The sequence below is a fragment of the Bacillus sp. SIMBA_031 genome (assembly GCF_046535225.1).
GTDB lineage: Bacteria > Bacillota > Bacilli > Bacillales > Bacillaceae > Bacillus > Bacillus velezensis.
Map to the genome: position 1 here is coordinate 396,319 of NZ_JAWRXC010000003.1, position 23,752 is coordinate 420,070.

At 49.3% G+C, this 23,752-nt stretch carries 23 protein-coding genes, 1 pseudogene and 1 other annotated feature (1 of these 25 cut by a window edge); of the genes and pseudogenes, 18 read left to right on the top strand and 6 right to left on the bottom strand.

Translation table 11 applies throughout. The features are described 5' to 3' along the window. Positions 1 to 3: 3 nt before the first annotated feature. The 8 genes from SB724_RS11925 to SB724_RS11960 are packed head-to-tail and all read left to right on the top strand — an operon-like array spanning position 4 to position 8,037. Positions 4 to 1,041 carry a glycosyltransferase family 2 protein gene (locus SB724_RS11925; protein WP_410571255.1) on the top strand — a complete coding sequence of 346 codons (1,038 nt, stop codon included), beginning with the start codon at positions 4 to 6 and terminating at the stop codon, positions 1,039 to 1,041. 4 nt (positions 1,042 to 1,045) lie between these two features. Further along, entirely contained in the window at positions 1,046 to 2,122 is a 1,077-nt protein-coding gene (locus SB724_RS11930) for a polysaccharide pyruvyl transferase family protein (RefSeq protein WP_410571257.1), read from the top strand. After that, positions 2,119 to 3,153: a glycosyltransferase gene (locus SB724_RS11935; protein WP_265972919.1), complete on the top strand. Its 1,035-nt coding sequence runs from the start codon at positions 2,119 to 2,121 to the stop codon at positions 3,151 to 3,153. The genes SB724_RS11930 and SB724_RS11935 overlap by 4 nt, the downstream gene beginning before the upstream one ends. Next, complete coding sequence (locus SB724_RS11940; protein ID WP_265972921.1) at positions 3,150 to 4,667, top strand: MATE family efflux transporter; 1,518 nt, start codon at positions 3,150 to 3,152, stop codon at positions 4,665 to 4,667. The genes SB724_RS11935 and SB724_RS11940 overlap by 4 nt, the downstream gene beginning before the upstream one ends. Further along, entirely contained in the window at positions 4,664 to 5,272 is a 609-nt protein-coding gene (locus tag SB724_RS11945) for a sugar transferase (RefSeq protein WP_032876336.1), read from the top strand. Before SB724_RS11940 ends, SB724_RS11945 begins: the two co-directional genes overlap by 4 nt. Continuing rightward, positions 5,269 to 5,916 carry an acetyltransferase gene (locus SB724_RS11950; RefSeq protein WP_410571260.1) on the top strand — a complete coding sequence of 216 codons (648 nt, stop codon included), beginning with the start codon at positions 5,269 to 5,271 and terminating at the stop codon, positions 5,914 to 5,916. Before SB724_RS11945 ends, SB724_RS11950 begins: the two co-directional genes overlap by 4 nt. Before the next feature lie 4 nt (positions 5,917 to 5,920). Continuing rightward, positions 5,921 to 7,093 carry a DegT/DnrJ/EryC1/StrS family aminotransferase gene (locus SB724_RS11955; protein ID WP_410571262.1) on the top strand — a complete coding sequence of 391 codons (1,173 nt, stop codon included), beginning with the start codon at positions 5,921 to 5,923 and terminating at the stop codon, positions 7,091 to 7,093. Further along, positions 7,072 to 8,037 (top strand): polysaccharide pyruvyl transferase family protein, encoded by a 966-nt coding sequence (locus SB724_RS11960; protein ID WP_410571264.1) that lies wholly within the window; start codon positions 7,072 to 7,074, stop codon positions 8,035 to 8,037. The genes SB724_RS11955 and SB724_RS11960 overlap by 22 nt, the downstream gene beginning before the upstream one ends. 13 nt (positions 8,038 to 8,050) lie before the next feature. On the opposite strand, the gene yvfG is transcribed toward SB724_RS11960, so the two are convergent. Beyond that, complete coding sequence (gene yvfG, locus SB724_RS11965) at positions 8,051 to 8,269, bottom strand: protein YvfG (protein ID WP_003151570.1); 219 nt, start codon at positions 8,267 to 8,269, stop codon at positions 8,051 to 8,053. Between the two features lie 77 nt (positions 8,270 to 8,346). Here yvfG and rpoN point away from each other — a divergent pair, with 77 nt between their 5' ends. After that, on the top strand, positions 8,347 to 9,657 hold the full coding sequence (gene rpoN, locus SB724_RS11970; RefSeq protein WP_044801965.1) for an RNA polymerase factor sigma-54: 1,311 nt from the start codon (positions 8,347 to 8,349) through the stop codon (positions 9,655 to 9,657). 37 nt (positions 9,658 to 9,694) lie between these two features. Here the strand turns inward: rpoN and lutP are convergent, their stop codons facing one another. Then, positions 9,695 to 11,371, bottom strand: coding sequence for an L-lactate permease LutP (gene lutP / locus SB724_RS11975; RefSeq protein WP_410571267.1), 1,677 nt, complete (start codon positions 11,369 to 11,371; stop codon positions 9,695 to 9,697). A 205-nt stretch (positions 11,372 to 11,576) separates the two neighbouring features. Between lutP and lutR the strand changes: the two genes are divergently transcribed. The 5 genes from lutR (at position 11,577) to SB724_RS12000 (ending at position 16,596) form a co-directional block, all read left to right on the top strand. Next, the gene (gene lutR / locus SB724_RS11980; RefSeq protein ID WP_323054514.1) at positions 11,577 to 12,296 is read left to right on the top strand and encodes an L-lactate utilization/bacilysin biosynthesis transcriptional regulator LutR; all 720 of its coding nucleotides are present in this window, start codon (positions 11,577 to 11,579) and stop codon (positions 12,294 to 12,296) included. 30 nt (positions 12,297 to 12,326) lie between these two features. Then, positions 12,327 to 13,517, top strand: a complete 1,191-nt coding sequence (locus SB724_RS11985) for an aminotransferase-like domain-containing protein (protein WP_265972927.1) — start codon at positions 12,327 to 12,329, stop codon at positions 13,515 to 13,517. 182 nt (positions 13,518 to 13,699) lie between these two features. Continuing rightward, positions 13,700 to 14,416: a (Fe-S)-binding protein gene (locus SB724_RS11990; RefSeq protein ID WP_014418920.1), complete on the top strand. Its 717-nt coding sequence runs from the start codon at positions 13,700 to 13,702 to the stop codon at positions 14,414 to 14,416. 27 nt (positions 14,417 to 14,443) lie between these two features. Next, entirely contained in the window at positions 14,444 to 15,874 is a 1,431-nt protein-coding gene (locus SB724_RS11995; RefSeq protein ID WP_007407375.1) for a LutB/LldF family L-lactate oxidation iron-sulfur protein, read from the top strand. After that, positions 15,874 to 16,596, top strand: coding sequence for a LutC/YkgG family protein (locus SB724_RS12000; RefSeq protein WP_410571270.1), 723 nt, complete (start codon positions 15,874 to 15,876; stop codon positions 16,594 to 16,596). Before SB724_RS11995 ends, SB724_RS12000 begins: the two co-directional genes overlap by 1 nt. A 201-nt stretch (positions 16,597 to 16,797) precedes the next feature. Here the strand turns inward: SB724_RS12000 and SB724_RS12005 are convergent. Then, positions 16,798 to 17,306 (bottom strand): annotated as a pseudogene (locus tag SB724_RS12005) (T7SS effector LXG polymorphic toxin); the annotation flags it as partial. Positions 17,307 to 17,697: 391 nt separating this feature from the next. On the opposite strand from SB724_RS12005, the gene SB724_RS12010 reads away from it, so the two are divergent. From SB724_RS12010 to SB724_RS12020, 3 genes are all read left to right on the top strand, one after another. Further along, on the top strand, positions 17,698 to 18,468 hold the full coding sequence (locus SB724_RS12010; protein ID WP_265972932.1) for a putative immunity/bacteriocin fusion bifunctional protein: 771 nt from the start codon (positions 17,698 to 17,700) through the stop codon (positions 18,466 to 18,468). Between the two features lie 119 nt (positions 18,469 to 18,587). Next, entirely contained in the window at positions 18,588 to 18,872 is a 285-nt protein-coding gene (locus SB724_RS12015; protein ID WP_045208953.1) for a hypothetical protein, read from the top strand. 78 nt (positions 18,873 to 18,950) lie between these two features. Then, on the top strand, positions 18,951 to 19,220 hold the full coding sequence (locus SB724_RS12020) for a helix-turn-helix domain-containing protein (protein WP_410571272.1): 270 nt from the start codon (positions 18,951 to 18,953) through the stop codon (positions 19,218 to 19,220). 89 nt (positions 19,221 to 19,309) lie between these two features. Here the strand turns inward: SB724_RS12020 and SB724_RS12025 are convergent, their stop codons facing one another. The 3 genes from SB724_RS12025 to SB724_RS12035 all read right to left on the bottom strand — a co-directional run bounded on the left by SB724_RS12025 (position 19,310) and on the right by SB724_RS12035 (position 23,251). After that, positions 19,310 to 20,638, bottom strand: a complete 1,329-nt coding sequence (locus SB724_RS12025) for a GntP family permease (protein WP_007407373.1) — start codon at positions 20,636 to 20,638, stop codon at positions 19,310 to 19,312. 26 nt (positions 20,639 to 20,664) lie between these two features. Beyond that, positions 20,665 to 22,209, bottom strand: coding sequence for a gluconokinase (gene gntK / locus SB724_RS12030; protein WP_007407372.1), 1,545 nt, complete (start codon positions 22,207 to 22,209; stop codon positions 20,665 to 20,667). A gap of 184 nt (positions 22,210 to 22,393) precedes the next feature. After that, positions 22,394 to 23,251: a MurR/RpiR family transcriptional regulator gene (locus tag SB724_RS12035; protein ID WP_130571454.1), complete on the bottom strand. Its 858-nt coding sequence runs from the start codon at positions 23,249 to 23,251 to the stop codon at positions 22,394 to 22,396. Between the two features lie 152 nt (positions 23,252 to 23,403). On the opposite strand from SB724_RS12035, the gene SB724_RS12040 reads away from it, so the two are divergent. Continuing rightward, the gene (locus tag SB724_RS12040) at positions 23,404 to 23,562 is read left to right on the top strand and encodes a hypothetical protein (RefSeq protein ID WP_007613883.1); all 159 of its coding nucleotides are present in this window, start codon (positions 23,404 to 23,406) and stop codon (positions 23,560 to 23,562) included. Positions 23,563 to 23,653: 91 nt separating this feature from the next. After that, positions 23,654 to 23,752, top strand: a binding site (T-box leader); it runs 141 nt beyond the window's last position.

Here is a 23,752-nt window from a genome sequence, read left to right on the forward strand (position 1 = left end):
TATATGGAAACACCCGCGGTCAGTTTATTAATTGCTGTGTATAATACGGAAACTTATTTAGAAAGATGCTTAGATTCATTGCTCAATCAGTCGCTCGCCAATATCGAAATCGTGGCCGTTAATGACGGGTCAACGGATCAAAGCCCGGCGATTCTTGAAACCTATCAGAAGCGGGATGAGAGAATCAGGGTCATTCATCAGCAAAACCGGGGGCTCGGCGCGGTCCGCAACAAGGGCATCGAGGCTGCGCGCGGCGAATTTATCGCTTTTATTGATGCGGACGACTGGGTTGAGCCTGATTATTGCCTCAGCATGTATGAAAAAGCGAAGGCTGATCAGGCTGATCTCGTGATTTGCGAGTATGCGGCCGAATTTGCGGATACGGGGAAAACCGCCGTTTCAACGATCGCTTCAGCGTACGCGGGCCTCCCGAAACAACGGTACCTGAAAGATTTATTTGAAGGAAGAGTCAGCGGTTTTTCATGGAACAAGCTGTACAAAAGAACCATGATCGAGCATCATCAGCTGCGCTTTCCGCTTCGTGATGAGCTTGAGCACGTGGAGGATCAGTACTTCAGCCTCCGGGCGCATGTTTTCGCAGGTGCGGTCTCGTACGTGGATCAGCCGCTCTATCATTATCGGATTCACTTGACTTCCATTGTGCAAAGCTATCAGAAAAAGCTGTTTGACTCAGGTCTCGTTCTCTATCGGCTGAACGAGGCTTTTTTGCGTGAAAACGGCTGCTTACAGGAATACCGGCAGGAGCTGGATTTTTTCATCGTTCAGCACGGAACAGTCTGCCTGCTGAATGAATGGAAGCGGAATAATAGCGGCCGGTTTTCTGAGAAGTGGAAGAATATCAGCCGGATATGCGCTGATCCCGTGTTCCGCCTGAGCCTTTCCAAAACCGGAACGGCGCCGTTTGACGCCAAACGCTCATGCCTTCTGCTTTTGGCGAAGCTGAAGCTGATTCCGTTCGTGTCGCTGGCATCAGCCGCGTATCAGCGTGCAATCGAGTACAAAATGAAAATCAGAGGGTGAAGACATGTCGATACAATCTTTAAAAATCAATCTCGCGGAATGGCTGTTGCTTAAGGTCAAATACCCGTCCCAATTTCATTTCGGAACGGCAGCGGATGGGGCGGGGCTTACAGCGGCAAGAAAAAAGATCATTCTGACGCTGCTCCCGTCCCACGATAATCTTGGCGATCACGCCATCGCCTACGCAAGCAAAACGTTTCTTGAACGGGAGTATCCCGATTTTGACATTGTCGAAGTGGATATGAAGGATATCTACAGATCGGCAAAAGCGCTGATCAAAAAGCGCCACCCCGATGATATGGTATTCATCATCGGCGGCGGGAACATGGGGGATTTGTACCGGTATGAGGAATGGACGCGCCGCTTTATTATCAAAACATTCCGGGAATATCGGATCGTTCAGCTTCCGGCGACGGCTCACTTTTCTGAATCAAAAAAGGGACGGAAGGAGCTGAAGCGCGCCCGAAAAGTGTACAATGCGCATCCCGACCTTTTGTTAATGGCGAGAGATGAGACGACGTATCAATGGATGAAGCGTCATTTTCCCGGAAAAACAGTGCTCAAACAGCCTGACATGGTCTTATATTTGGATAAAAGCGAGCGGCACATCCCGCGGGAAGGGATCTACCTCTGTTTACGGGAGGATAAGGAGAGTGCGCTGACGGCTGAGGACAGAGCGATGGTAAAAGAAGCTTTGGCGGAAGAGTACGGCGAGCTGCACTCCTTTACCACGACGGTCGGCCGGAGGGTCAGCCGCCATACACGTGAAAAGGAGCTGGAGGCGCTTTGGAATACGCTGAAAGGCGCGGAAGCCGTCGTCACTGACAGGCTTCACGGGATGATTTTTTGTGCGCTGACGAAAACGCCTTGTGTCGTCATTCGTTCGTTTGATCATAAGGTGATGGAAGGCTATCAATGGCTGAAAAACATACCGAACATGACATTGCTTGAACGTCCAGACCCTGAAGCCGTAACGTCCGCCGTAAACCGGCTGCTCAGCGGCAAGCATGAGGAAGGCGGTTCATTGCGAAGTGTTTATTTTGCCGGGCTGCGCTCGAAAATCAGCGGTGATGCCCAATGACCGCGCCGCTTGTGAGCGTGATCGTGCCGATGTATAAGACAGAGCCTTTTATTAAAGAATGCGCGGTTTCTTTAACAAAACAGACGCTGAGAGACATCGAAATCATTTTCGTCAATGACGGTTCACCGGATCAGTCAGGCCGGATTGCCGAACAATTCGCCGCAGAAGATGCGAGAATCCGGGTGATTCATAAAGAAAACGGCGGCCTCAGCTCGGCCCGCAATGCCGGAATAAAAGCCGCCCGCGGCCGTTATATCGGTTTTGCGGACGGCGATGACTATGTGACGGAAACGATGTTCGAGCGGCTTTATGAAGAAGCAGAGAAGAACCGGCTGGATATCGCCGGATGCGGCTATTATAAGGAAACGCCGTCTAAGAAAAGAACATATATGCCGCCGTCCATTCCGCCGGGCCGCGTCTTCACAGCGGATGAAATGACTGCATTGCTGACACGTGCGCACGAACATCGGTTTATTTGGTATGTGTGGCGCTATATATACCGGCGAGAAGCATTGCAAGGACTGTTGTTCCATGAAGATATCCGGTTTGCCGAGGACTCTCCGTTTAACTTGGCAGCGTTCCGCCAAGCCGCGCGTGTCAAAGTGATAGACGAAGGGCTGTATATCTACCGGGAAAATCCGCAAAGTCTTACAGAAACACCGTTTAAGCCCCACTTAGATCAAGAACTGCAAAAGCAATATGCAGCGAAAATGGCTTTTTATGAGGAAAACGGGCTGACGGACGCCTGCCGGAGCGATATCGATACATATTTGTGCAAGCATCAGATTCCGATGCTGATCGCCAACGCATGCGCCGCCCCGCAGCTGTCACATCAGATTACGGCGCACATCGGCAGAATCTTAACGTATGACATGGTAAAAATGGCGGTGCGCAGGACGCCGTGCCGCCATAAACAGCTGCTGGCGGGGGAGCGCGTGGTGCTCGGCCTGTGCAAAATGCGCCTTCCTCTTCTTCTGCATGCGTTTTTCGAACGGAAATCGAAAGAGAAAGGCAGTGCGGAAGGAGCATGAAATTTGCCATTAATTTCGGCGCCAATGTGACGGCGTTTTTACTATCAGTGTTTTTATCAGTGTGGATGACGCCCTTTATTGTGAAAACATTAGGTGTGGAGGCTTTTGGGTTTGTCCATCTGACACAGAATATCATTAACTATTTCTCTATAATTACTGTTGCGCTGAGCTCTGTCGTTGTGAGGTTTTTCTCCGTCGCCGCCCATAGGGGGAACAAGGACGAGGCCAATGCGTATGTAAGCAATTATTTAGCCGCGTCTGTCGTGATATCTCTATTGCTCGCTGTGCCGCTCGCCGGGACGGCTTTTTTTATTGACAAGATTATGAATGTACCGGCCGGGCTCTTAACGGATGTGAGGCTCTCTATCGTGATCGGCAGCGTGCTGTTTATGCTGACGTTTTTTATGGCGGGGTTCGCGACGGGGCCGTTTTTCGCCAACAAGCTTTATATCACAAGCTCCATTCAGGCCGTGCAAATGCTGGTCAGGGTGCTGTGTGTGCTCGCTCTGTTTACGTGCCTGCCTCCGAAAATCTGGCAGATCCAGCTTTCGGCATTAGCGGGAGCTGTCTGTGCGGCCGTGCTGACTTTTTTCTTCTTTAAGAAATTGATTCCTTGGTTTTCTTTCAGCCGTAAAACCTTGTCATTACAGACGAGCAAAGTGCTGTTTTCGGCCGGTGCCTGGAGTTCTGTCAACCAGATCGGAGTGCTGCTGTTTCTGCAGATTGACCTCATGACGGCCAACCTCGTGCTGGGGCCGTCTGAAGCGGGTGTCTATGCGGCGATTATTCAATTCCCGCTCCTGCTCAGAAGTCTTGCCGGGACGCTTGCTTCACTGTTTGCGCCGGTTTTGACTTCCTACTATTCAAAAGGCGATATGGAAGGCCTCCTGTCTTACGCCAATAAGGCTGTGCGGATGAACGGGCTTCTCCTCGCGCTTCCCGCCGCATTATTAGGAGGGCTTGCCGAACCGTTTCTGGCGATTTGGCTGGGCCCGTCGTTTCTGCAGACGGCGCCGCTTTTATACATTCACGCCGCGTATTTGGCGGTCAGTCTCTCTGTCATGCCGCTTTTTTACGTATGGACGGCTTTTAATAAACAAAAAACGCCTGCTATCGTTACTTTATGTTTAGGCGGACTGAATGTCATATTGGCCGTGGTTCTCAGCGGACCGGCACATCTCGGGCTGTACGGCATCACCATCGCCGGTGCAGTCTCTCTCATTTTGAAAAATGCCGTCTTCACGCCGCTGTATGTTTCGCATATTACTGGTTTTCAGAAAACCGCGTTTTACAAAGGCATGTTCGGCCCGTTGGCGGCGGCCGTATTTGCCTGGGCTGTCTGCCGGGGTATCCGGCTGTTTTCACCGCTTGACAGCTGGGCCGGCCTGATCGCCGCGGGGCTTGCCGTATGCATAAGCTATGCCGCATTCGCTTTTTTCTTCATTTGTACGAAAGAAGAAAGGCGGCTTGCTTTACAGAAATGCCGAAAAGTGAAAGGAGCTGTTCAGATTTGAAGGCGAAACGTGTATTTGATATAGCGGCCGCGACGTTGTTATTGTGCGGCGCGAGCGTCATCCTTCTCTTCGCCATGGCCGCCGTCAGATGCGCCATCGGGTCTCCGGTATTGTTCAAACAGACGAGACCTGGGCATAACGGGCGTCCGTTTACGTTGTATAAACTCAGAACGATGACGGATGCGCGTGATGAAAACGGTGTGCTGCTTCCGGATCATCTCCGCCTGACCAAAACGGGAAGGCTGATCAGAAAACTGAGCATCGATGAGCTTCCCCAGCTTTTTAATGTGCTCAAAGGCGATATCAGTCTGGTCGGCCCCCGCCCTCTGCTGATGGATTATCTTCCGCTTTACACGGCGGAGCAGGCGCGGCGGCACGAGGTGAAGCCGGGGATTACGGGCTGGGCGCAGATTAACGGGAGAAACGCGATTTCATGGGAGGAGAAATTCAAGCTCGACGTGTGGTACGTCGACAACCGCACATTTCTTCTCGACTTAAAGATTCTGCTTTTAACAGTGAAAAAAGTTCTCGTGTCAGAAGGCATACACCAAGCCGGCCATGTGACGGCAAAGCGCTTCACAGGCAGCGGAGATATGTCATCGTGAAAAAGGTCGTACTGATCGGAAACGGCGGACACGGAAAAGTCGTGAAGGAAATCGTGCAGGCCCGTTCCGATATGGAGCTTGCGGGCATATTGGATGACGGATTCAGCGGTTTTGCCGTTCGGAACGGTTTATATACGGGCCGGACGAAAGACGTGCACATGCTTCGGAAACTCGTCCCCGAAGCCGTGTTCACGATATGCATCGGCCGCAACGGCGTCAGAAAGCAGTTCGCTGAAACGCTTGGGCTTGAAGATGACGATTATGCCGCACTCATTCACCCCGGGGCGATCGTCAGTGAAACGGCTTCCGTCGGACACGGAACGGTTGTGATGGCGGGCGCCGTCATTCAGGCGGGCGCTGACATCGGCGCCCATTGCATCATCAATACGGGGGCGGTTGCCGATCATGACAATGCAATCGGAGATTACGTCCATCTTTCACCGCGCGCGGCGCTTGCCGGCGGAGTGAAAGTCGGGGAAGGAACGCACATCGGAATCGGCGCGTCCGTCATACCGCAGATTGACATCGGCCCTTGGTCCGTTATCGGCGCGGGGGCTGCGGTTATCAGCCGAATTCCCGGCCATGTGACGGCGGTCGGCGTTCCGGCCCGCATCATCTCCCCTATCCATAATGAAAAAGGATGATTTCATGCAAACAAACAAACGGATTTATTTGTCTCCGCCTCATATGAGCGGAAAAGAACAGGAATACATTGCACAAGCTTTTCGTTCCAATTGGATTGCCCCGCTCGGTCCGCTCGTCAATTCGTTTGAAGCGCGGCTCGCGGAATATGCGGGAGTGAAAAGCGCGGCGGCCGTAAGCTCGGGAACGGCCGCCATCCATCTTGCCCTGCGGCTTGCGGGTGTGAAAAAAGGAGACGCTGTATTTTGTCCTTCCTTTACGTTTGTCGCCACGGCGAATCCGATTGTGTATGAGCAGGCTGAGCCCGTTTTTATTGATTCGGAATGGGAGACGTGGAATATGTCGCCCGATGCGCTTGAGCGGGCGCTGCGGGATGCAAAGCGGCGCGGCAGACTCCCGAAAGCGGTGATCGCCGTCAATCTTTACGGCCAAAGCGCGAAAATGGATGAATTAACGAGCCTTTGTGACGCATACGGCGTCTGTCTGATTGAAGACGCTGCCGAGTCCTTAGGATCAACATATAAAGGCAGGCAGAGCGGCACGTTCGGCCGTTTCGGCATTTATTCCTTTAATGGCAACAAAATCATTACAACATCGGGAGGCGGCATGCTCGTGTCTGACGATGAAGCCGCGATTGAAAAAGCGAGGTTTCTTGCGTCACAGGCGAGAGATGCCGCCGTTCATTACCAGCACAGCGAGCTCGGGTATAACTACAGGCTCAGCAACATTCTCGCGGGTGTGGGGATATCGCAGCTGGAAGTGCTTGAAGATCGCGTCCAGGCGAGGAGAGAAATCTTTCACAGGTATCGGGAAGCGCTGGAAACATATCCGGGCATCCGCATGATGCCGGAGCTTGAAGGAACGGTGTCAAACCGCTGGCTGACGGCTCTGACGCTTGATAACGGCGTGACGCCGGAAGAAGCAGTCGCCTGTCTTGCGGAACAGAATATTGAGGCCCGGCCGCTGTGGAAACCGCTGCATACGCAGCCGCTTTTCTCATCTTCCGTCTTTTATCCTCACAGCGAACATGAGCGTGTCTCTGAGAACCTTTTCAGCCGGGGGATCTGTCTGCCGTCCGGGTCTGACTTGTCTTCTGAGGATCAGCAACGTGTCATTGACGCACTTGCGCAACTGTTTGAAACGAAAGGGGAGAAAACATGGACAGCCGCCATGTTATGAGCCGATTAAAAGAAACGCTGACGGGGCTGCTCAACGTTATACCGCCGCAATCCGACATCATATATGCCGACTATCCCCTCTACGGAAACGTGGGGGATTTATTGATTATGAAAGGGACGGAGGCGTTTTTTAAAGCGCACGGCATCCGTGTGAAACAGCGCTGGAATCCCGACAATTTTCCATTCGGGCGCCGGGCGGACAAAAAGACAATCATCGTCTGTCAGGGTGGCGGAAATTTCGGGGATCTCTATCCGTACTATCAGACGTTCAGGGAAAAAATCGTCAAATCCTTTCCGGAAAACAGGATCGTCATCCTGCCGCAATCCATTTATTATCAGGATGAGACACGGCTTGGGAAGACAGCGGCGCTTTTTGCGGAGCACAAGGATCTCCACCTGTTTACGAGGGATCATGTGTCATACGAGACCGCGAAACGCTTTTTTTCGGCGAATCATATTGGGCTTATGCCTGATATGGCCCATCAGCTGTATCCGATGGCGGCGTCAGCGGCTCCGTCACGCGGCAGGCTTCATTTTATCCGCACGGATGGGGAAATCAATCCGAAGCTGCAAACCAATTCTTCCGTTAAAAGCTGCGACTGGCAGGATGTGCTGTCAGCAAGCGACCGCAGGGGAATCGCTTTTTTCCAAACGCTGAATGTTTTGAATAAAAAAGCGGGAAACCCGCTGCCGATTGCGCGGTTTTGGAAACGCTATACCGATTTCTTAACAAAGAAAGCGGTCCTGTTTTTCAGCAGATACGAATCGGTGGAAACGTCAAGGCTTCACGGCCACATTCTGTCCTCGCTTCTCGAAAAACCGAATACCGTCATTGATAATTCATACGGGAAAAACGCCAACTATTATTACACCTGGATGCACGAAGCGCCGGATGTCCGTCTGATCGGGGAAACCGCCGGCACGAAGAAAAACCTTCCGCTTTGAATGAGCGGAAGGTTTATTTTGTTTCACCGCGTTTTACTTTGTTGTACGCCTCATCCAAATGCTGAATTCTTTTGAGCACAACCGAGTTTTTCGTCAGCTGATCCTGAACAAGGGTTGAAACGACGGAACGGTAATAGCTGTTCATCGCATGAATTCGGTCTTCATTCGGATTCATTTCAATGTGCTGTGTAAAGTTTTCAATAAAATAAGGAACAGAAAAAAGTTCTGACATCTATAAAGCAACTCCTTTTAATAAGTATATACGGTATGAAACCAATCATGTACAATGAAAAAAGGGGAGTGAGCATGATGGATATCAAACTTCAGCAAACACAAATGTTAAAGCCTCAATTAACGCAAGAGCTTAAACAGGCTATCACATTACTCGGATACAATTCCGCGGAACTGGCCGGATATATTGATGAGCTCTCACTGGAAAACCCTCTGATTGAACGAAAGGAAACAGACACGCCGCCACTATCTTACCATAAAACAAATAAAAACAGGATGAAAGAACGGGACGGAAGCCAGCAGATCAGACTTACCCGCAAAACGCTGCAGGATTCGCTTAAACAGCAAGCCTTAGACATGAAGCTGTCCGATGATGAGAAAAAAATTTTCAATTATCTGATACATTCATTGGATTCAAACGGATATTTAAAAGAGGACATACCAGCCGCCGCCGACCATGTATCCGCTTCACAAGAGGAGACGGAAGCGGTTCTTAAAAAGCTTCAATCCCTTGAGCCCGCGGGAATCGGCGCCCGGTCTTTGCAGGAATGCATCCTTCTTCAGCTCCGCCGTCTGCCCGAGCGGAACGAACAGGCGGAATGGATTGCCGAAGCCTATTTTGAGCTATTTGCAAGAAAGAACTGGAAAGCGCTTACACTAAAAACGGGCATTCCGCTTAAAGACATTCAGGACATCGCTGACATGATCAGCGCGCTTGATCCGAGGCCGGGGCTCTGTTATGCGCATGAGGAGCCGGGTTTTTACGTGGAACCGGATATTTTCATCACAGTGAAAAACGGCATCATTCAAGCGCGGCTCAACAGCCGTTCGTTTCCTGACATCCAGCTTCATACCCATTATCAGCCGCTGCTGTCAGCTGCCGGGTGCCGTGACACGAAAAATTATCTGTCGGCAAAATATCAGGAATGGCGCTGGCTGAACCGAGCTTTGTCGCAAAGAAAACAAACGATCACGAGAATTATCGGCGTGCTGACTGAACGGCAGGAATCCTTTTTTCTCACAGGAAAAAGCGGAATGCAGCCGCTGACCTTAAGAGAGGTGGCGGAAACGCTGGAGCTCCACGAATCAACGATCAGCCGGGCCATCAAAGGGAAGTACGTTCAGACGCCGTACGGACTGTATGAAATGAAAACATTTTTCTCGGCGAAAGCTGAATCGTCGGGGGACGGCGGCGCTTCCAATTATGCCGTGAAAGCGCATCTGGAGGCATTGGTCGGTAAAGAAGATAAAAAGAAACCTTTTTCAGACCAAAAGCTTGCCGATCTGCTGCATGAACAATATGACATCCGAATCTCAAGGCGCACCGTCGCCAAGTACCGTGACCAATTAAATATTCCGCCGTCATCGGCGAGAAAACGGTACAGCTGAAACCTCCCCGAGCCAAACCCCGGGGAGGTTCTCCGTGTTACGGGATCATCCATGAAAACAGATGATGCTGTAAAAATGTAATGAGACAGACGAGAAGAAGCAAAAACAGACTGTGCTTAATCGTAAAGCGGAAAAGGTCGGCTTCCTTGCCCGCCAGACCGACAGCGGCACAGGCAACCGCAATGGATTGCGGAGAAATCATTTTTCCGGTGACACCGCCTGATGAATTGGCGGCGACGGAGAGAACCGGGTCCATCCCGACAGAGAGCGCCGTTACCTTTTGCAATCCGCCGAACAATAGGTTGGCCGACGTATCAGAGCCGGTAATAAACACGCCGAGCCAGCCGAGCACCGGCGAAAAAAAGGTAAACATCGCGCCCGTCATGGCAAGCGCAAGACCGAGTGTCGTGCTCATGCCGGAAGCATTCGTCACATAAGCAAAGCCGACAACAGAAACAATGGTCACGACCGGAAGCGTTAATTCTTTCACCGTTTCTATAAACGCTTCGCTCCAAGTCTTCCACGACATGCCGAGGGCGAACTTGGAGATGACGGCGGCAATCAGAATCGCCGTCCCCGCTGAACCGAAAAGCTCAAGTTTGTACACGGCTTTAATCGGCGTGCCGTCCGCCTGAAGAATCTGCTGATTTACAAATGGGACGGGAGGCGTGAAGGTCAATGCACGCCCGGCTGCATTCAGCCAGGAAAGCCACATTGACGTTCCTTCGTAATGACCGGTTAATGCAGCCTTCACGCCCGGAATCCCCCAAACGGATATCATGGCCGTCAGAAGAAGGAAAGGAGACCACGCTTTAAACACTGCGGCGCCCCCGTACTTGATCGGCGCCCGGTCAGCGGCCGCTGCTGATTCCCGTTCTGCCGCGAAACGAAAGGCCGTTTTCGGTTTCCAAAATTTCAAAAACACAGCGAGCGCGGCCATGGAAACTAGCGCCGACAGCACATCCGGAAGCTCAGGCCCTAAAAAATTCGAGCTTGCGTACTGCACGGCCGCAAAGGAGACGCCGGAAACAAGAATGGCCGGCCATATCTCAAAAGCCTTTTTAAACCCGCTCATCAAAATGATTAAGTACAGCGGAATAAAGACGGATAAAAACGGAAGCTGCCGGCCGACCATTTGAGAAATTTCCATTGCCGGTATCCCGGTCGGACCTTCGACGGCGGTTATCGGAATGCCGATCGCGCCGAAGGCAACGGGCGCCGTATTGGCAATCAGGCAAATCCCCGCCGCATACAGCGGCTGAAAACCAAGTCCGACGAGCAAAGCGGCCGAGATCGCGACGGGAGCGCCGAAACCGGCGGCGCCTTCTAAAAACGCCCCGAATGAAAAGGCGATGAGCAGCGCCTGCAAACGCCGGTCATCTGTAATTGAGAGCACCGAACTCCGGATAATCTCAAACTGTCCCGTTTTCACGGTGATTTTATACAGAAAGACCGATGTGACGATAATCCAGCCGATCGGAAGCAGCCCGTACACCGCTCCCTGAGAAGCGGACATCACCGCTTTTTCCGCCGGCATGCCGTAAACAAATACAGCGATTAAAAGTGAAACGGCTAATGTTAAAAGCCCCGCGATGTACCCCTTCATCCGTTTCACCGCAAGCGCCCAAAAAAAGAAGATAATCGGCACGAGCGCGCAAGCTGCCGATAAAAGCAAATTTCCCCCTAAAGGAGCGTACCCCTGTGTCCATTGCATCCCTAAAAAACCCCTCCTTATGTCATGTAAGCGATTACTTTTTATGATAAGGTCATCTGATGACCGGGTTAATTAGCATTATATTTTGAAAGTTTTGAAAGTACAATACTTTTCTTGAACAAATTGTCTGAACCTGTCGGCAATACAAAAAAAGAAGTATAATAGACGATAAACATCAAGATTCACAAGTGACGGGGTGATCGCGTTGAAATATAAACAAATTAAAACGAAAAAAATCTACGAGGAAGTCGCTGACGCATTGCTGGAGAAGATAAAAGCGGGCGAGCTTAAGCCGGGTGAAAAGCTTGATTCCGTTCAGGCGCTTTCTGAGAGTTTTCAGGTCAGCCGCTCGGCGGTCAGAGAAGCGCTGTCGGCTTTGAAAGCGATGGGGCTCGTCGACATGAAGCAGGGAGAAGGCACATACATAAGAGAATTTGAGCCGGCTCATGTTTCCCAGCCGCTTTCTTCCGCCCTCTTGATGAAAAAAGAGGATGTCAAACAGCTGCTCGAAGTCAGAAAGCTGCTTGAACTCGGCGTCGCCGCCATGGCCGCTGAAAAACGCACCGAAGACGATTTACAAAAAATCCGCCAAGCTCTCATGGAGATGAAAGACATTGACGGAGACGAAGAATTGGGCGAAAAAGCGGATTTCTCCTTTCATATGGCGCTGGCGGAAGCATCACAAAACGGCCTGCTCAAGCATCTCATGAATCATGTCTCCGCGCTTCTTTTGGAAACGATGAGAGAAACGAGAAAAATTTGGCTGTTTTCTAAACGAACGAGCGTGCAGCGATTGTATGAAGAGCATGAACGCATTTACAGCGCCGTCGCCGCCGGAGACGCGGATGAAGCGGAAGCCGCGATGACCGCGCACCTGACGAATGTGGAAGAAGTGCTGGGGGCTTATTTTGAAGAAAATGTATAGAAGCTGACTTGTGAAAGGGGATAACATCACATGCAGGGCGAATCTTTTTTTTCTGACCATGTAAAGAAAGCTCTGACAAACGATCCTCCCGGGGAATGGATGCCGGCAGTTCCGAAAGCGTGCATCCCCCTGCATTCCGGCTATCCCGATCCCGCCCTCGTTCCTGATAAGGAGCTGAAAGAAGCCGCCGCCCGCCTTCTGGATGAGGAGCGCGATCTGCCGCTGCATTATATGGGAAGCCCGAGGACGGCCGTTTTAAAAAAGCAGATTCAAGAACGGTTAGCCATCCGCGGCATTCACTGTCGGGACGATGAGCTGCTCATGACTTCAGGCGCCTGTCAGGCGATAGATCTGGCAGCCCGGGTTTTCCTCGATGAACAAACCGCCGCTGCCGTTGAAGCTCCGGTCTATATGGAAGCGCTCGAGATTTTTAAAAATTACACACCGCATATCATGAGCATTCCGACAGATCAAGAGGGCCTGCAAACAGAAACATTAGCGTTCATGCTTGAGGAAAGAAAACGAAAAGGGCTTCTGATTCCCCGTCTTCTCTACACGATACCCGCTTTTCAGAATCCTGCGGGAACCGTAATGTCAGCGAAGCGGAGAACCCTCCTGCTTCAGCTTGCCGAAGCGTATGATTTTCTCATCTTGGAGGATGATGCATACGGCGAGCTCGGATTCACCGATATTCCGCCGCCCTTGAAAGCCATGGATCAAAACGGCCGGGTGCTGTACGCCGGTTCATTATCAAAAGTCATCGCCCCGGGTATGAGGATCGGCTGGATTGCAGGGGACGCCGCATTCATCACGGCATTGTCATGGTTAAAAAAAGACTTAGGCCACCCGTTTTCCCAAGCGGTGACCGCCGTCTATCTGGAACAAACGAATGTGGAAAAACGGCTCGCCGCTTTACGGGAAGCATATCGAAGCAAACGTGACGTTTTGCTCGCCGCATTAGCGCGATATCTTCCGGAATCCGCATCCTGGCACGTGCCTGTAGGCGGTTACTTTGTATGGGTGAAAGCGCCTGGGGCGGATACATCCGCACTGCTGGCGCAGGCTCTGTCTCACGGCGTTTCCTATGTCCCCGGAAAATATTTTTTTCTGCATCAGGAAGACGGTGCGGAATATCTTCGCCTGTCGTTCAGTTATGCCGGTAAAGCCGCGATAAAAGAGGGTGTGCAAAAACTGGGACGCCTGCTGGAAAACGGGGTGTAGAGCAGCATGAGGAGCTTTCGGGCTTCTCTTTTTTTGTCCCCTTCAGCACATCGGACGAAAGGATTTTTCAGAAAAACCTTCCAATCCATATTCAGAATAGTGTAGGATATTCATAGAGCTTTTCCTAAAAACAGGTCATCAGATGACCGGATCACATATTGAGGATGAAAGAGGGGTTCATCATGAAAGTCTCATTATTTGTCACGTGCCTTGTGGATATGTTCCAGACCAATGTCGGAAAGGCGACGGTTGAGGTGCTGGAACGGCTCGGGTGTGAGGTGGATTTTCCCGAGGGGCAGATTTGCTGCGGGCAGCCCGCATACAACAGCGGGTATGTGACGGATGCGAAAAAAGCGATGAAGCGGATGATTGCCGCGTTTGAAGAAGCGGAGTACGTCGTCAGTCCGTCAGGTTCCTGTACGACGATGTTCCGTGAATATCCGCATCTGTTTCAGGACGATCCGAAGTGGGCGGCAAAAGCGCAGCAGCTTGCGGACAAAACATATGAGTTAACAGATTTTATTGTCAACGTTCTCGGGGTGGAGGATGTCGGGGCGGTGCTGCAAAAAAAAGCGACAGTCCATACATCGTGCCACATGACGAGGCTGCTCGGCGTGTCGGAGGAGCCGATGAAGCTTTTGCGCCATGTCAAGGGGCTCGAGCTGACCGCGCTTCCCGGAAAGCACCAATGCTGCGGATTCGGAGGAACGTTTTCTGTGAAAATGGCGCAAATCTCTGAACAAATGGTGGATGAGAAGGTCGCCTGCGTGGAAGACACGGAGGCCGAAGTGTTGATCGGGGCGGATTGCGGCTGTCTGATGAATATCGGCGGGCGTCTTGACCGTAAGGATAAAAACGTCAGAGTCATGCACATCGCCGAAGTGCTGAACAGCAGATAACACGAGAAACAACAAGGGGGGAAAATCATGGCGATGAAAATCGGTACCGCCGCTTTTAAAGAGCGGGTATCAGAAGGAATAGATAATGAGTTTATGAGAGGAGCCGTCTCCGGAGCGCAGGAACGGCTCAGGACAAGAAGGCTTCAGGCGGCCGAAGAATTGGGAAACTGGGAGGATTGGCGTTCCCATGCGGAAGAAATCAGACAGCATGTGCTGGACAATCTTGATTTCTATTTGGAACAGCTCGCCGAAAACGTCGCCAACAGAGGCGGACACGTCTTTTTCGCCGAAACGGCGGAAGAAGCGTCCTCCTATATCCGCGATGTCATCCGGCAGAAAAACGCCAAAAAAATCGTAAAATCCAAATCCATGGTGACAGAAGAAATCAATATGAACGAAGTGCTTGAGGAAGAGGGCTGTGAAGTCACAGAAACGGATCTCGGCGAATATATTCTCCAGATTGACGATCACGATCCGCCGTCACATATCGTTGCTCCCGCTCTTCACAAAAACAAAGAGCAGATCCGTGACGTGTTTAAAGAGAGACTCGAATACAAACAGACGGAAAAACCGGAAGAGCTCGTCATGCACGCGCGCAGCGTTCTCCGGAAAAAATTTCTCGAAGCGGATGTCGGCATTACAGGCTGCAACTTTGCGATCGCGGATACCGGATCGGTCAGTCTCGTGACGAACGAAGGAAACGGCCGCCTTGTGTCCGCGCTGCCGAAGACGCAGATCACCGTGATGGGAATGGAGCGGATCGTTCCGTCATTTTCTGAGTTTGAAGTGCTTGTCAGCATGCTGACGAGAAGCGCCGTCGGCCAGCGGCTTACAAGTTACATTACGGCGCTGACGGGACCTCGTCAGCAAGGAGAAGCTGACGGGCCTGAGGAATTCCACCTCGTGGTTGTGGACAACGGGCGTTCCCGCATACTCGGCACGGAATTTCAATCGGTGCTGCAATGTATCCGCTGCGCCGCCTGCATTAACGTCTGTCCCGTGTACCGGCATGTCGGCGGACACTCGTACGGGTCCATCTATTCGGGTCCGATCGGCGCCGTCTTATCGCCTCTTCTGGGCGGATATGACGAATACAAGGAGCTCCCGTACGCATCTTCCTTATGCGCGGCCTGTACGGAAGCGTGTCCCGTTAAAATTCCGCTGCACGAGCTGCTGCTCAAGCATCGGCAGAACATCGTGGAAAAAGAGGGCAAAGCGCCGATCAGCGAAAAACTGGCGATGAAAGCCTTCGGGCTCGGCTCGTCATCCCCGTCCCTTTATAAAATGGGATCGAAATGGGCGCCTGCCGCCATGACGCCGTTTACGGAAGATGACAAAATATCAAAAGGGCCGGGGCCGTTAAAAGAATGGACTGCAATACGGGATTTCCCGGCGCCGCATAAATCGAGATTCAGAGATTGGTTTAAAGACCGGGAAAAACAAAAGGGGGAAGAATGATGATGAAAGGGACGGTTACACATCAGGAATCCTTTTTAAACCGGATCGCCGAAAGTCTGGGCAGAGAGCGCAGGAAATCAGGCGTGTCCCTGCCTGAATGGAAGTATCAGCCACAATATCAAACGCATGCGGACTGTACGGAAGACGATCTTGTCACGATGCTGAAAGACCACTGCGTCAACATTCATACCGAACTGATCGAAACGGATGCAGCCGGGCTTTACGACGCTTTGCGCACGCAGGTGAACCGCTTTGAAGGAGGGCCTGTCATCATTCCGAAGGACAGCCGGTTTGAAACGTACGGCTTGCAGACCCTTATGACAGAAGAGTGGCCGGACGAAGGGATTCCCGTTTGGGAATGGGACGCGGAACAAGGAGCGGAAAATATTGGAAAAGCGGAACAAGCGAATGTGGGCATTACATTCAGCGAGATCACGCTTGCGGAATCAGCCACCGTCGTTTTGTATGCGTCAGAGCATGCCGGCCGTTCCGTCAGCCTGCTTCCGACCACCTATATCGCAATCATCCCGAAATCTTCCATTGTGCCGAGAATGACACAGGCCAGCGATATACTGAAACAGCAGATCAGAGACGGCGTCACCGTTCCTTCCTGCATCAACTATATTACTGGACCGAGCAACTCGGCCGATATCGAAATGGATTTGGTTGTCGGCGTCCACGGACCCGTTAAAGCCGCTTATATCCTTGTGAATGACCGATAAAAAAACAAACCCCGGTTTTCTGATATGATCCCCTCATAGCAGACAGAAAAAAGAAAGCATACTGATCTGTCTGCAATGGGGGGGATTTTTTATGGGGAAAATACGTAAAACTTATGATATTCACTTTAAGAAAAAAGTTGTTGATCTTCACCTAAATGATGGGATGGGTTATCAGACAATCGCCAGAGAAATGAACATTGAAGTAACAAGTGCTTCGTCCACGCTTCCTAATTTATCGACTGTTTTTTTACGTTTGTCCTCTGCATCTGCAAGTTCGTCTTTGAAGTCTTCTGTCGAGAACAATTCAAGCGGAAGAATATCATTGATATCAAGCAGGATACCTTTCATCGCTTTCTTCTGTTCAGACATAATGGATTTTGACTTGGTGCAGGCATTAGCCAGCTCGTGTTCCAGCAAGGATTCTTCTATGTATGCGTCAGACAAGCTGGCGTCCTCTAAAGCGCCTGAAATGCTTGTCAAAAAAGCAATTTTCATATCAATTAGATCAATCCAATTGTCAGCCACATCAGCGTGATCTTGATAAAATGCTTTGATGTTGTCAGCGCCTTTTCCGGAAAGCTCACTGTCATCTAAGTCAGCTACGGCTTTGAAGGCTTTTTTAAGATTGACCATCAGGCTTCTTAATTCTTTGTATTCTTTTGCAGTTTATCTGCTTCTGAAAGCAGTGTTTTGGCTTCAAATACTTTCATATCCATATCCTTTCATATCCATATCCTTTCATTTAAATGGATCAACAAGATCTTACCATGGGGCAATGAAGAAACAGACGAAATGTGATACAAAAGTAAGAAATGATCAATTTGATCCGTGTTATTTTACCTTTTGCGATCTTTTGTTTTGAAACCGACGCCGATGTCTCAGCAATTTCACCTGATGTATGGCTTTTCTATGATTGTATTTATGAACGAAAAGAAAGTGCAATTAGACAGTTTTTTGACAGTGAAAATAAAGTCCGCTTATTTTTAAAGAGACATTTTTGAAAATTTAATAGAATTATCTGTTTTTTTGTTGATTTCATACTGGAAATAAGTTACACTTTTTATTGTTATACCTAAAATATGGAAAAAGAGGAGGTATTTGATGGGTAAGAAAGGCTTTTTTTCACTGTTAATGGCTTTCACACTTACATTAGTAACGATTTTCTCTTTTAATACTAGTGTTAAAGCTAATTCAAATGTTTTAGGGAAAGCAAAAACAAATTGTACGTCATGCCAATCAGGGGTTCCTGAGTCATCGGGACCATTAGAAGATCAACAAAAAGCAAAAGAAATTGTCTATGCCTCAAAGGAATTTAAACAAAACAAGTTGGTGAAAAAACCAAAAAACAGCTTCTTTGGACTTTCAAATGAACAAGATGAAGAGATTGTAAATGTAAAAGAAGGCATGGCTGTGGTAACAATTCCTGTTGATGATATGGAGTCTGGATTAACATCAGCACAATATTTTGTTGATCTGAAAACTGAACAAATATTCGATACTATTGAAACTTACATTACATTTGATGAATCAGAAAAACTTCTTAATTTACAAATAAAACAATCCGGTAAAGTTGTCGAAGATGTAAACTTAACAGAAGGCGGAAAAGTCAAACTGGATAATGGAACAGAAGTTTCTGCAGAAGATTACTTAAAGAATTCAAAAGACTCTGCGGAAGAAACAAAAGCATCAACTATGATGAGCTGCAGAGCGGCTGTATCTTGGTTATATGATATAGCAAATGGAGGCTCTTGTGCTCTTTCTTGCTTAAGAATTGCGGCCATCAACCTAGCAATCGGTATTGGTTGCGGAACAGTTTGTGTTATTATCAAGCACAACTCAAAAAGCAAAGCAATAAAATTAATTTGCGGATAATTAAGGAGAGGGGGGAAGAAATACCCCTCTTTTTTATCATTATAACGATGCATTGAAAATGATTAGGCGCATATTATAAGATTTAGGAAATATTGTTATAAGGTGGTTTTGAACAACTCATGAACAGTATTCAAAAAGAAACTGAAAAGAGCAATGCATCTAGGGACTGGTTGATTTATATCACAGTATCAGTAATCTTTTTAATAGCAGTATCGATATTTAGCTTTTTTGAGTCGGAAGTTGATTTTAACGTTATGGCTCTCCGATTATTTGATGCTTTGATCAGCTGTATCTTGGTTATAAACGGTCTTTATTTTATGCAGAAAAACAAAGGGATAGCGGTCGTTTCCTTCCTTTTAGGAATAATTAATCTAGGGATATTAGCTGTTCTTTTGTTTCGTTAAAGAAAGAAGAGCCCAGCGTATAGTGATATGATCCCCTCATAGCAGACAGAAAAAAGAAAGCATACTGATCTGTCTGCAATGGAGGGGATTTTTTATGGGGAAACATGTAAAAATTATGATATTCACTTTAAGAAAAAATTTGTTGATCTTCACCTAAATGATGGGATGGGTTATCAGACAATCGCCAGAGAAATGTACATTGATAAAAACCAAGTAAGGAGATGGGTTAACCACTTTCAGACAGAGGGGATGAAAGGGGCAAAACAGCTGAAGCAGTTCAAGAAGCAGTATGTAAATATATTCATTTTTACAACCATCAACGGTTCCAAAAGAAGTGAAACAACCTGAGCCCATATCAATACAGGACTCAGGCTGCTTCGTGTCTTTTTAACACTGTCTGCTTGACAGGGGTCACTTCATGCGGCCGGGGTTTGTTTTTATATAAACGCGTTAATGATCATGATAAAACAGATCGCACTGACAGAAATAATCGTTTCCATCGCTGTCCATGTCAGGAATGTTTCTTTTACTGTCATTCCGAAATACTCTTTAATGAGCCAGAAACCGGAGTCATTGACATGTGACAGAATCAAAGAGCCCGCTCCCGTTGCCAAAACGAGAAGCTCGCTGCTGACGCCCGGCATGACAGATGCAATCGGAGCAACAATGCCGGCCGCCGTCATCATGGCGACAGTCGCTGAACCTGTGGCGACACGGATGACCGCCGCGATCGTCCAGCTTAAAAGAACGGGAGAGAAGCTTGAGTGCTTCGCCATGTCAGCGATATACGTGCCGACGCCTGAATCAATCAGGACGTTGTTAAAAGCGCCGCCGGCTCCGATCACAAGCAGAATGGAAGCAATCGGTCCCAGACAGTCATTGCTGAATTTTAAAATGCTTTCTCTGTCAAAGCCCTGATAAAAACCAAGGCTGAAAAAGGAGTAAACCGTGGCGATCAAAAGCGCCGTGACAGGGTCGCCGATAAATTTAAAAGTTTCATAGAGCGTGCTTTTTTCCGGAAGCGCAATTTCGGCAAGCGTTGCCATAAGCATCAGGATCACCGGTACCAATATCGTAAACAATGTATTTGCGAATCCCGGAAGCTTGCGTTTTTCATTCCGTTCAATAAATTGTTTTTTCAACAGTTCGGGAACGGGTTTATGAATGCGCTTACCAATCCATTTTCCGTAAAGCGGCCCTGCGATGATGGCAGTCGGAATGCCGACGATTAAAGAAAACAAAATCGTTTTTCCGACATTGGCGTGATAAATGCCGACAGCCGCCATCGCCGCCGGGTGGGGCGGAACCAATCCGTGCACGACGGAAAGTCCCGCAAGGAGCGGAATCCCGATCGTCACTAATGAAACCCCGGTTTCAATTGCAATCGTAAACAAAAGCGGCACGAGCAGGACGAAGCCGACCTGGAAAAAGACCGGGATGCCGACGATAAAAGCGACGGCCATCATCGCCCAATGCACTTTCTTTTTGCCGAAGCGGCCGATCAGGGTGTGGGCGATCCGCTCCGCACCGCCTGATTCAGCCATCATTTTTCCGAGCATCGTACCGAGGGCCAGCACGATCGCAAGCAGCGACAGCGTATTGCCGAGCCCGGTTTTCATCGAAGCGATAATGTCCGGCAGATTCATGCCCGTTGCGAAACCGACAAGGATGGATGTAATCAGCAGACTGATAAACGGATTTAATTTAGCGACCGTAATCAATAAGAGTAAAACGATAATAGCGGCAATGACAATAAACAGTAACATGACCTTTTCACCCTTTCAAAGAAGAATTAACGGCTTTGTTTGAGCTGAAATTCACTGATGACGTCAAATTCATCTTTGAGCTTGTCATACAGCCGCTCGTATAAGTAAAACAGCTCAATATATGTTTCGCTGTTTTTGACGTTCGGTTCATGGCGGTGAGAAATTCTGATCCAGTCCTGAACATCCTCGATTCGTTCCATTTCGCCAAGGCTGTGCAAAGCGAGAACGGCCGCTCCGAGCGCCGAGGCTTCGTAACTTTCCGGAACGAGGACTTCCCGTCCCATCGTATCGGACAAAATCTGCCTCCAAAGCGGTGATCTCGCAAATCCTCCCGAAGCCCGCACGTCTTTTGCAGGGCCCGCCAAATCTCTCAGTGCGACACCGATTGAAAAGACGCTCATGATGACGCCTTCCAGCACCGCTCTGATAAAATGCTCCCGTTTATGGCGGAGGCTGATGCCGAAAAACGTTCCGCGGGCATTCGGATTCCAAAACGGCGCGCGCTCCCCTGATAAAAACGGCAGAAACAGCAATCCCTCAGAGCCTGCGGGCACTTTATCAGCGATATCAATCATTAAATCGTACGGATCAATGCCGAGCCGCTTCGCCGTTTCGACTTCCGGAGAAGCGAATTCGTCTCGAAGCCAGCGCAGCATAATGCCTCCGTTATTCGTCGGGCCTCCGATGACCCAATGCTTGTCAGTCAGCGCGTAACAGAATGTCCGCGCTTTTTCATCCGTAATCGGCGCATCCGTCACCGAACGCACAGCTCCGCTTGTTCCGATCGTAACGGCCACTTCTCCTTTGCCGATCGCGCCGACTCCAAGGTTGGCGAGCACGCCGTCATTTGCGCCGATAATAAACGGTGTATCCGCATGAATGCCCATCCGTGCAGCGATTTCCGGCGCAAGGCCGCGCAGCTGATGAGTGGTCGGCACGATGTCCGACAGCTGATCTTCCCGGATTCCGGCAATCCGGAGCGCTTCTTCATCCCAGGAAAGCGTATCTAAACGGAACAGCCCCGTTGCCGAAGCGATCGAATAATCGACGACATAAGTTCCGAAAAACTCGTGCAGAATATATTCTTTAATACTGATGAATTTGGCGGTTTTCGCGAATGTCTCCTTGTCCTGTTCTTTCATCCACACAATTTTGGAAAGCGGAGACATCGGGTGAATCGGCGTACCCGTTCTTTTATAAATATCAAAACCGTTCATCTCTTTTAAAATCCGTTTTGATTGCTCGGCGCTGCGGTTGTCCGCCCAAATGATGCTTTTGGTCAGCAGGCCGCCGTTTTGATCGACAGCTATCAATGAGTGCATGGCGGTGCTGATGCCGATTGCAAGCAGATTGTCAGGGCTCAGTCCGGCCTTTGTGACGGCGCCCCTGATGCTTCCGATAACCGCTTCCAAAATGTGCTCAGGATCCTGCTCGGCCCATGCCGGCTTTGGCTGTATTAAATCATAGTGAACCGAATGCTTGGCTAACACTTTGCCTCTTGGTCCGAACAGAACGGCTTTCGTACTGGTCGTGCCGATATCCAGACCGATAACAGCTTGGGTTTCCTTCATAATATATCCCGCCTAATCTGATTGAATAATAAGATAGATTGATAATGTATGCCCTTACAAAGTCAATTATAGGAATAATTTTTTTATAAATCAACGATGAAGAAGAAAAATTTTTTCATAAAATTGTCTCAATTCCCGCTGTATCGGCATTCTCTCTTTTGAAAAATAAATATTCAGAAAGCGATTACAAACGTTTGTGCGCGATCATTTTTCTGATTTGCTGCAAGTTGGCGAGCGTTTTCTCCTGCCGCAGCCGGGCCGTGGCGAAATACAGTGTATCAATGACCGACAGCTGGGCAAGCCTTGCGGACATTGCTTCCGTTCTGAAAGCCGTTTCCCTTGTTGACGTATACAGCACCACGTCGGAAATCTGGGTGAGCGGCGACTTTTGGTAGCTTGTAATGCCGATCGTGCCGGCGCCGAGCGATTTGGCCGTTTTCACCGCGTCGAGCACGTCCTTGTTGCTTCCCGAATGAGAAATGCCGATGACTGCGCTATCGGGACCGAGAAGACCCGCTGACATCGCCTGAAAGTGAGAATCCGTGTGCGCGATGCAATTTATACCCGTACGCATAAATTTATGATACGCGTCTGTGGCGATCAGCCCGGAACCGCCGTTTCCGTAAAATTCGATTCTGTCTGCGCGGTGGATCATTTCTACCGCTTTTTCAACGTCGGCCGGATCTAATAATTGAAAGGTATCGGTCAGCCCGGAAATGTTTGTGCGGAAAACTTTCTGGATGATGACTTCGATATCGTCGTCGGGGCTCATTTCTTCATGAATGTGCTGCACCGGCTCCTGAACGATCTCCTGAGCAAGCGCGATTTTTAAATCCTGATAGCCGGAAAAACCGAGCCGTTTGCACAGCCTGAAAATCGTCGCTTCAGAGCTTTTTGTTTTTTCCGCCAGCTGAATGATGGAAAGGTGAATCACGTCTTTCGGTTCCTTCACGATATGGTCTGCAATCGCTCTCAATTTTGGCGACAAACCTTTGCTGGCCGCCTGAATCTTCCCGATGCTGCTTGAATTCACAGGGGTCATGCTATAACCTCCCTACTCGAATGTAAACGCATACTTTTATGATAAAGCAAGTTTTAATATAAGGAAAACAGAATTTTAAAATTGTTTTTTTAATTTGGCGTATAAAAAAAAGAGAAAAAGCCGCCGATGATAGAAAGTGAGGAGGCATCTGGATGAAAAAAGCATGGATTCTCGTCATATCATTCGGCATTGCGCTTGCGCTGTTTTTATACGCAAACACAAAGGTGAAAGCGGAAAGCGCGGCGCCCGGAAAGCAAAGCCTTGTGTCCGGATTTCAGCTTAGACTTTCGAATGACCGGGAAGGACAATAGGCGGCAAAAATTAGTATTGACTTTGAAAATAGAAGACTGTATATTATGTTACTATATTCAGAAAATAAAAACTCAAGAGATTCATTTAACATAAAACACTGTGAACGGGAGCAGTAAAAGAATCCAGTCAGAAAAAGAGAGCCGCGGGTTGGTGCAACGCGGACTGATTGTTCTTTGAACTCGCCCGGAA

Excerpts from the sequence above, each read along its gene's own strand:
- SB724_RS11995 (WP_007407375.1), top strand. The coding sequence starts at position 14,444 with ATGGCGATGAAAATCGGTACCGCCGCTTTTAAAGAGCGGGTATCAGAA.
- SB724_RS12000 (WP_410571270.1), top strand. The coding sequence starts at position 15,874 with ATGATGAAAGGGACGGTTACACATCAGGAATCCTTTTTAAACCGGATC.
- SB724_RS12015 (WP_045208953.1), top strand. The coding sequence starts at position 18,588 with ATGAACAGTATTCAAAAAGAAACTGAAAAGAGCAATGCATCTAGGGAC.
- SB724_RS11935 (WP_265972919.1), top strand. The coding sequence starts at position 2,119 with ATGACCGCGCCGCTTGTGAGCGTGATCGTGCCGATGTATAAGACAGAG.
- SB724_RS11955 (WP_410571262.1), top strand. The coding sequence starts at position 5,921 with ATGCAAACAAACAAACGGATTTATTTGTCTCCGCCTCATATGAGCGGA.
- lutP (WP_410571267.1), bottom strand. The coding sequence starts at position 11,371 with ATGCAATGGACACAGGGGTACGCTCCTTTAGGGGGAAATTTGCTTTTA.
- SB724_RS12040 (WP_007613883.1), top strand. The coding sequence starts at position 23,404 with ATGAAAAAAGCATGGATTCTCGTCATATCATTCGGCATTGCGCTTGCG.
- SB724_RS11940 (WP_265972921.1), top strand. The coding sequence starts at position 3,150 with ATGAAATTTGCCATTAATTTCGGCGCCAATGTGACGGCGTTTTTACTA.
- SB724_RS11925 (WP_410571255.1), top strand. The coding sequence starts at position 4 with ATGGAAACACCCGCGGTCAGTTTATTAATTGCTGTGTATAATACGGAA.
- SB724_RS12025 (WP_007407373.1), bottom strand. The coding sequence starts at position 20,638 with ATGTTACTGTTTATTGTCATTGCCGCTATTATCGTTTTACTCTTATTG.
- SB724_RS12035 (WP_130571454.1), bottom strand. The coding sequence starts at position 23,251 with ATGACCCCTGTGAATTCAAGCAGCATCGGGAAGATTCAGGCGGCCAGC.
- SB724_RS12020 (WP_410571272.1), top strand. The coding sequence starts at position 18,951 with ATGGAGGGGATTTTTTATGGGGAAACATGTAAAAATTATGATATTCAC.
- SB724_RS11985 (WP_265972927.1), top strand. The coding sequence starts at position 12,327 with ATGCAGGGCGAATCTTTTTTTTCTGACCATGTAAAGAAAGCTCTGACA.
- yvfG (WP_003151570.1), bottom strand. The coding sequence starts at position 8,269 with ATGTCAGAACTTTTTTCTGTTCCTTATTTTATTGAAAACTTTACACAG.
- rpoN (WP_044801965.1), top strand. The coding sequence starts at position 8,347 with ATGGATATCAAACTTCAGCAAACACAAATGTTAAAGCCTCAATTAACG.
- SB724_RS11960 (WP_410571264.1), top strand. The coding sequence starts at position 7,072 with ATGGACAGCCGCCATGTTATGAGCCGATTAAAAGAAACGCTGACGGGG.
- SB724_RS11990 (WP_014418920.1), top strand. The coding sequence starts at position 13,700 with ATGAAAGTCTCATTATTTGTCACGTGCCTTGTGGATATGTTCCAGACC.
- gntK (WP_007407372.1), bottom strand. The coding sequence starts at position 22,209 with ATGAAGGAAACCCAAGCTGTTATCGGTCTGGATATCGGCACGACCAGT.
- SB724_RS11930 (WP_410571257.1), top strand. The coding sequence starts at position 1,046 with ATGTCGATACAATCTTTAAAAATCAATCTCGCGGAATGGCTGTTGCTT.
- SB724_RS12010 (WP_265972932.1), top strand. The coding sequence starts at position 17,698 with ATGGGTAAGAAAGGCTTTTTTTCACTGTTAATGGCTTTCACACTTACA.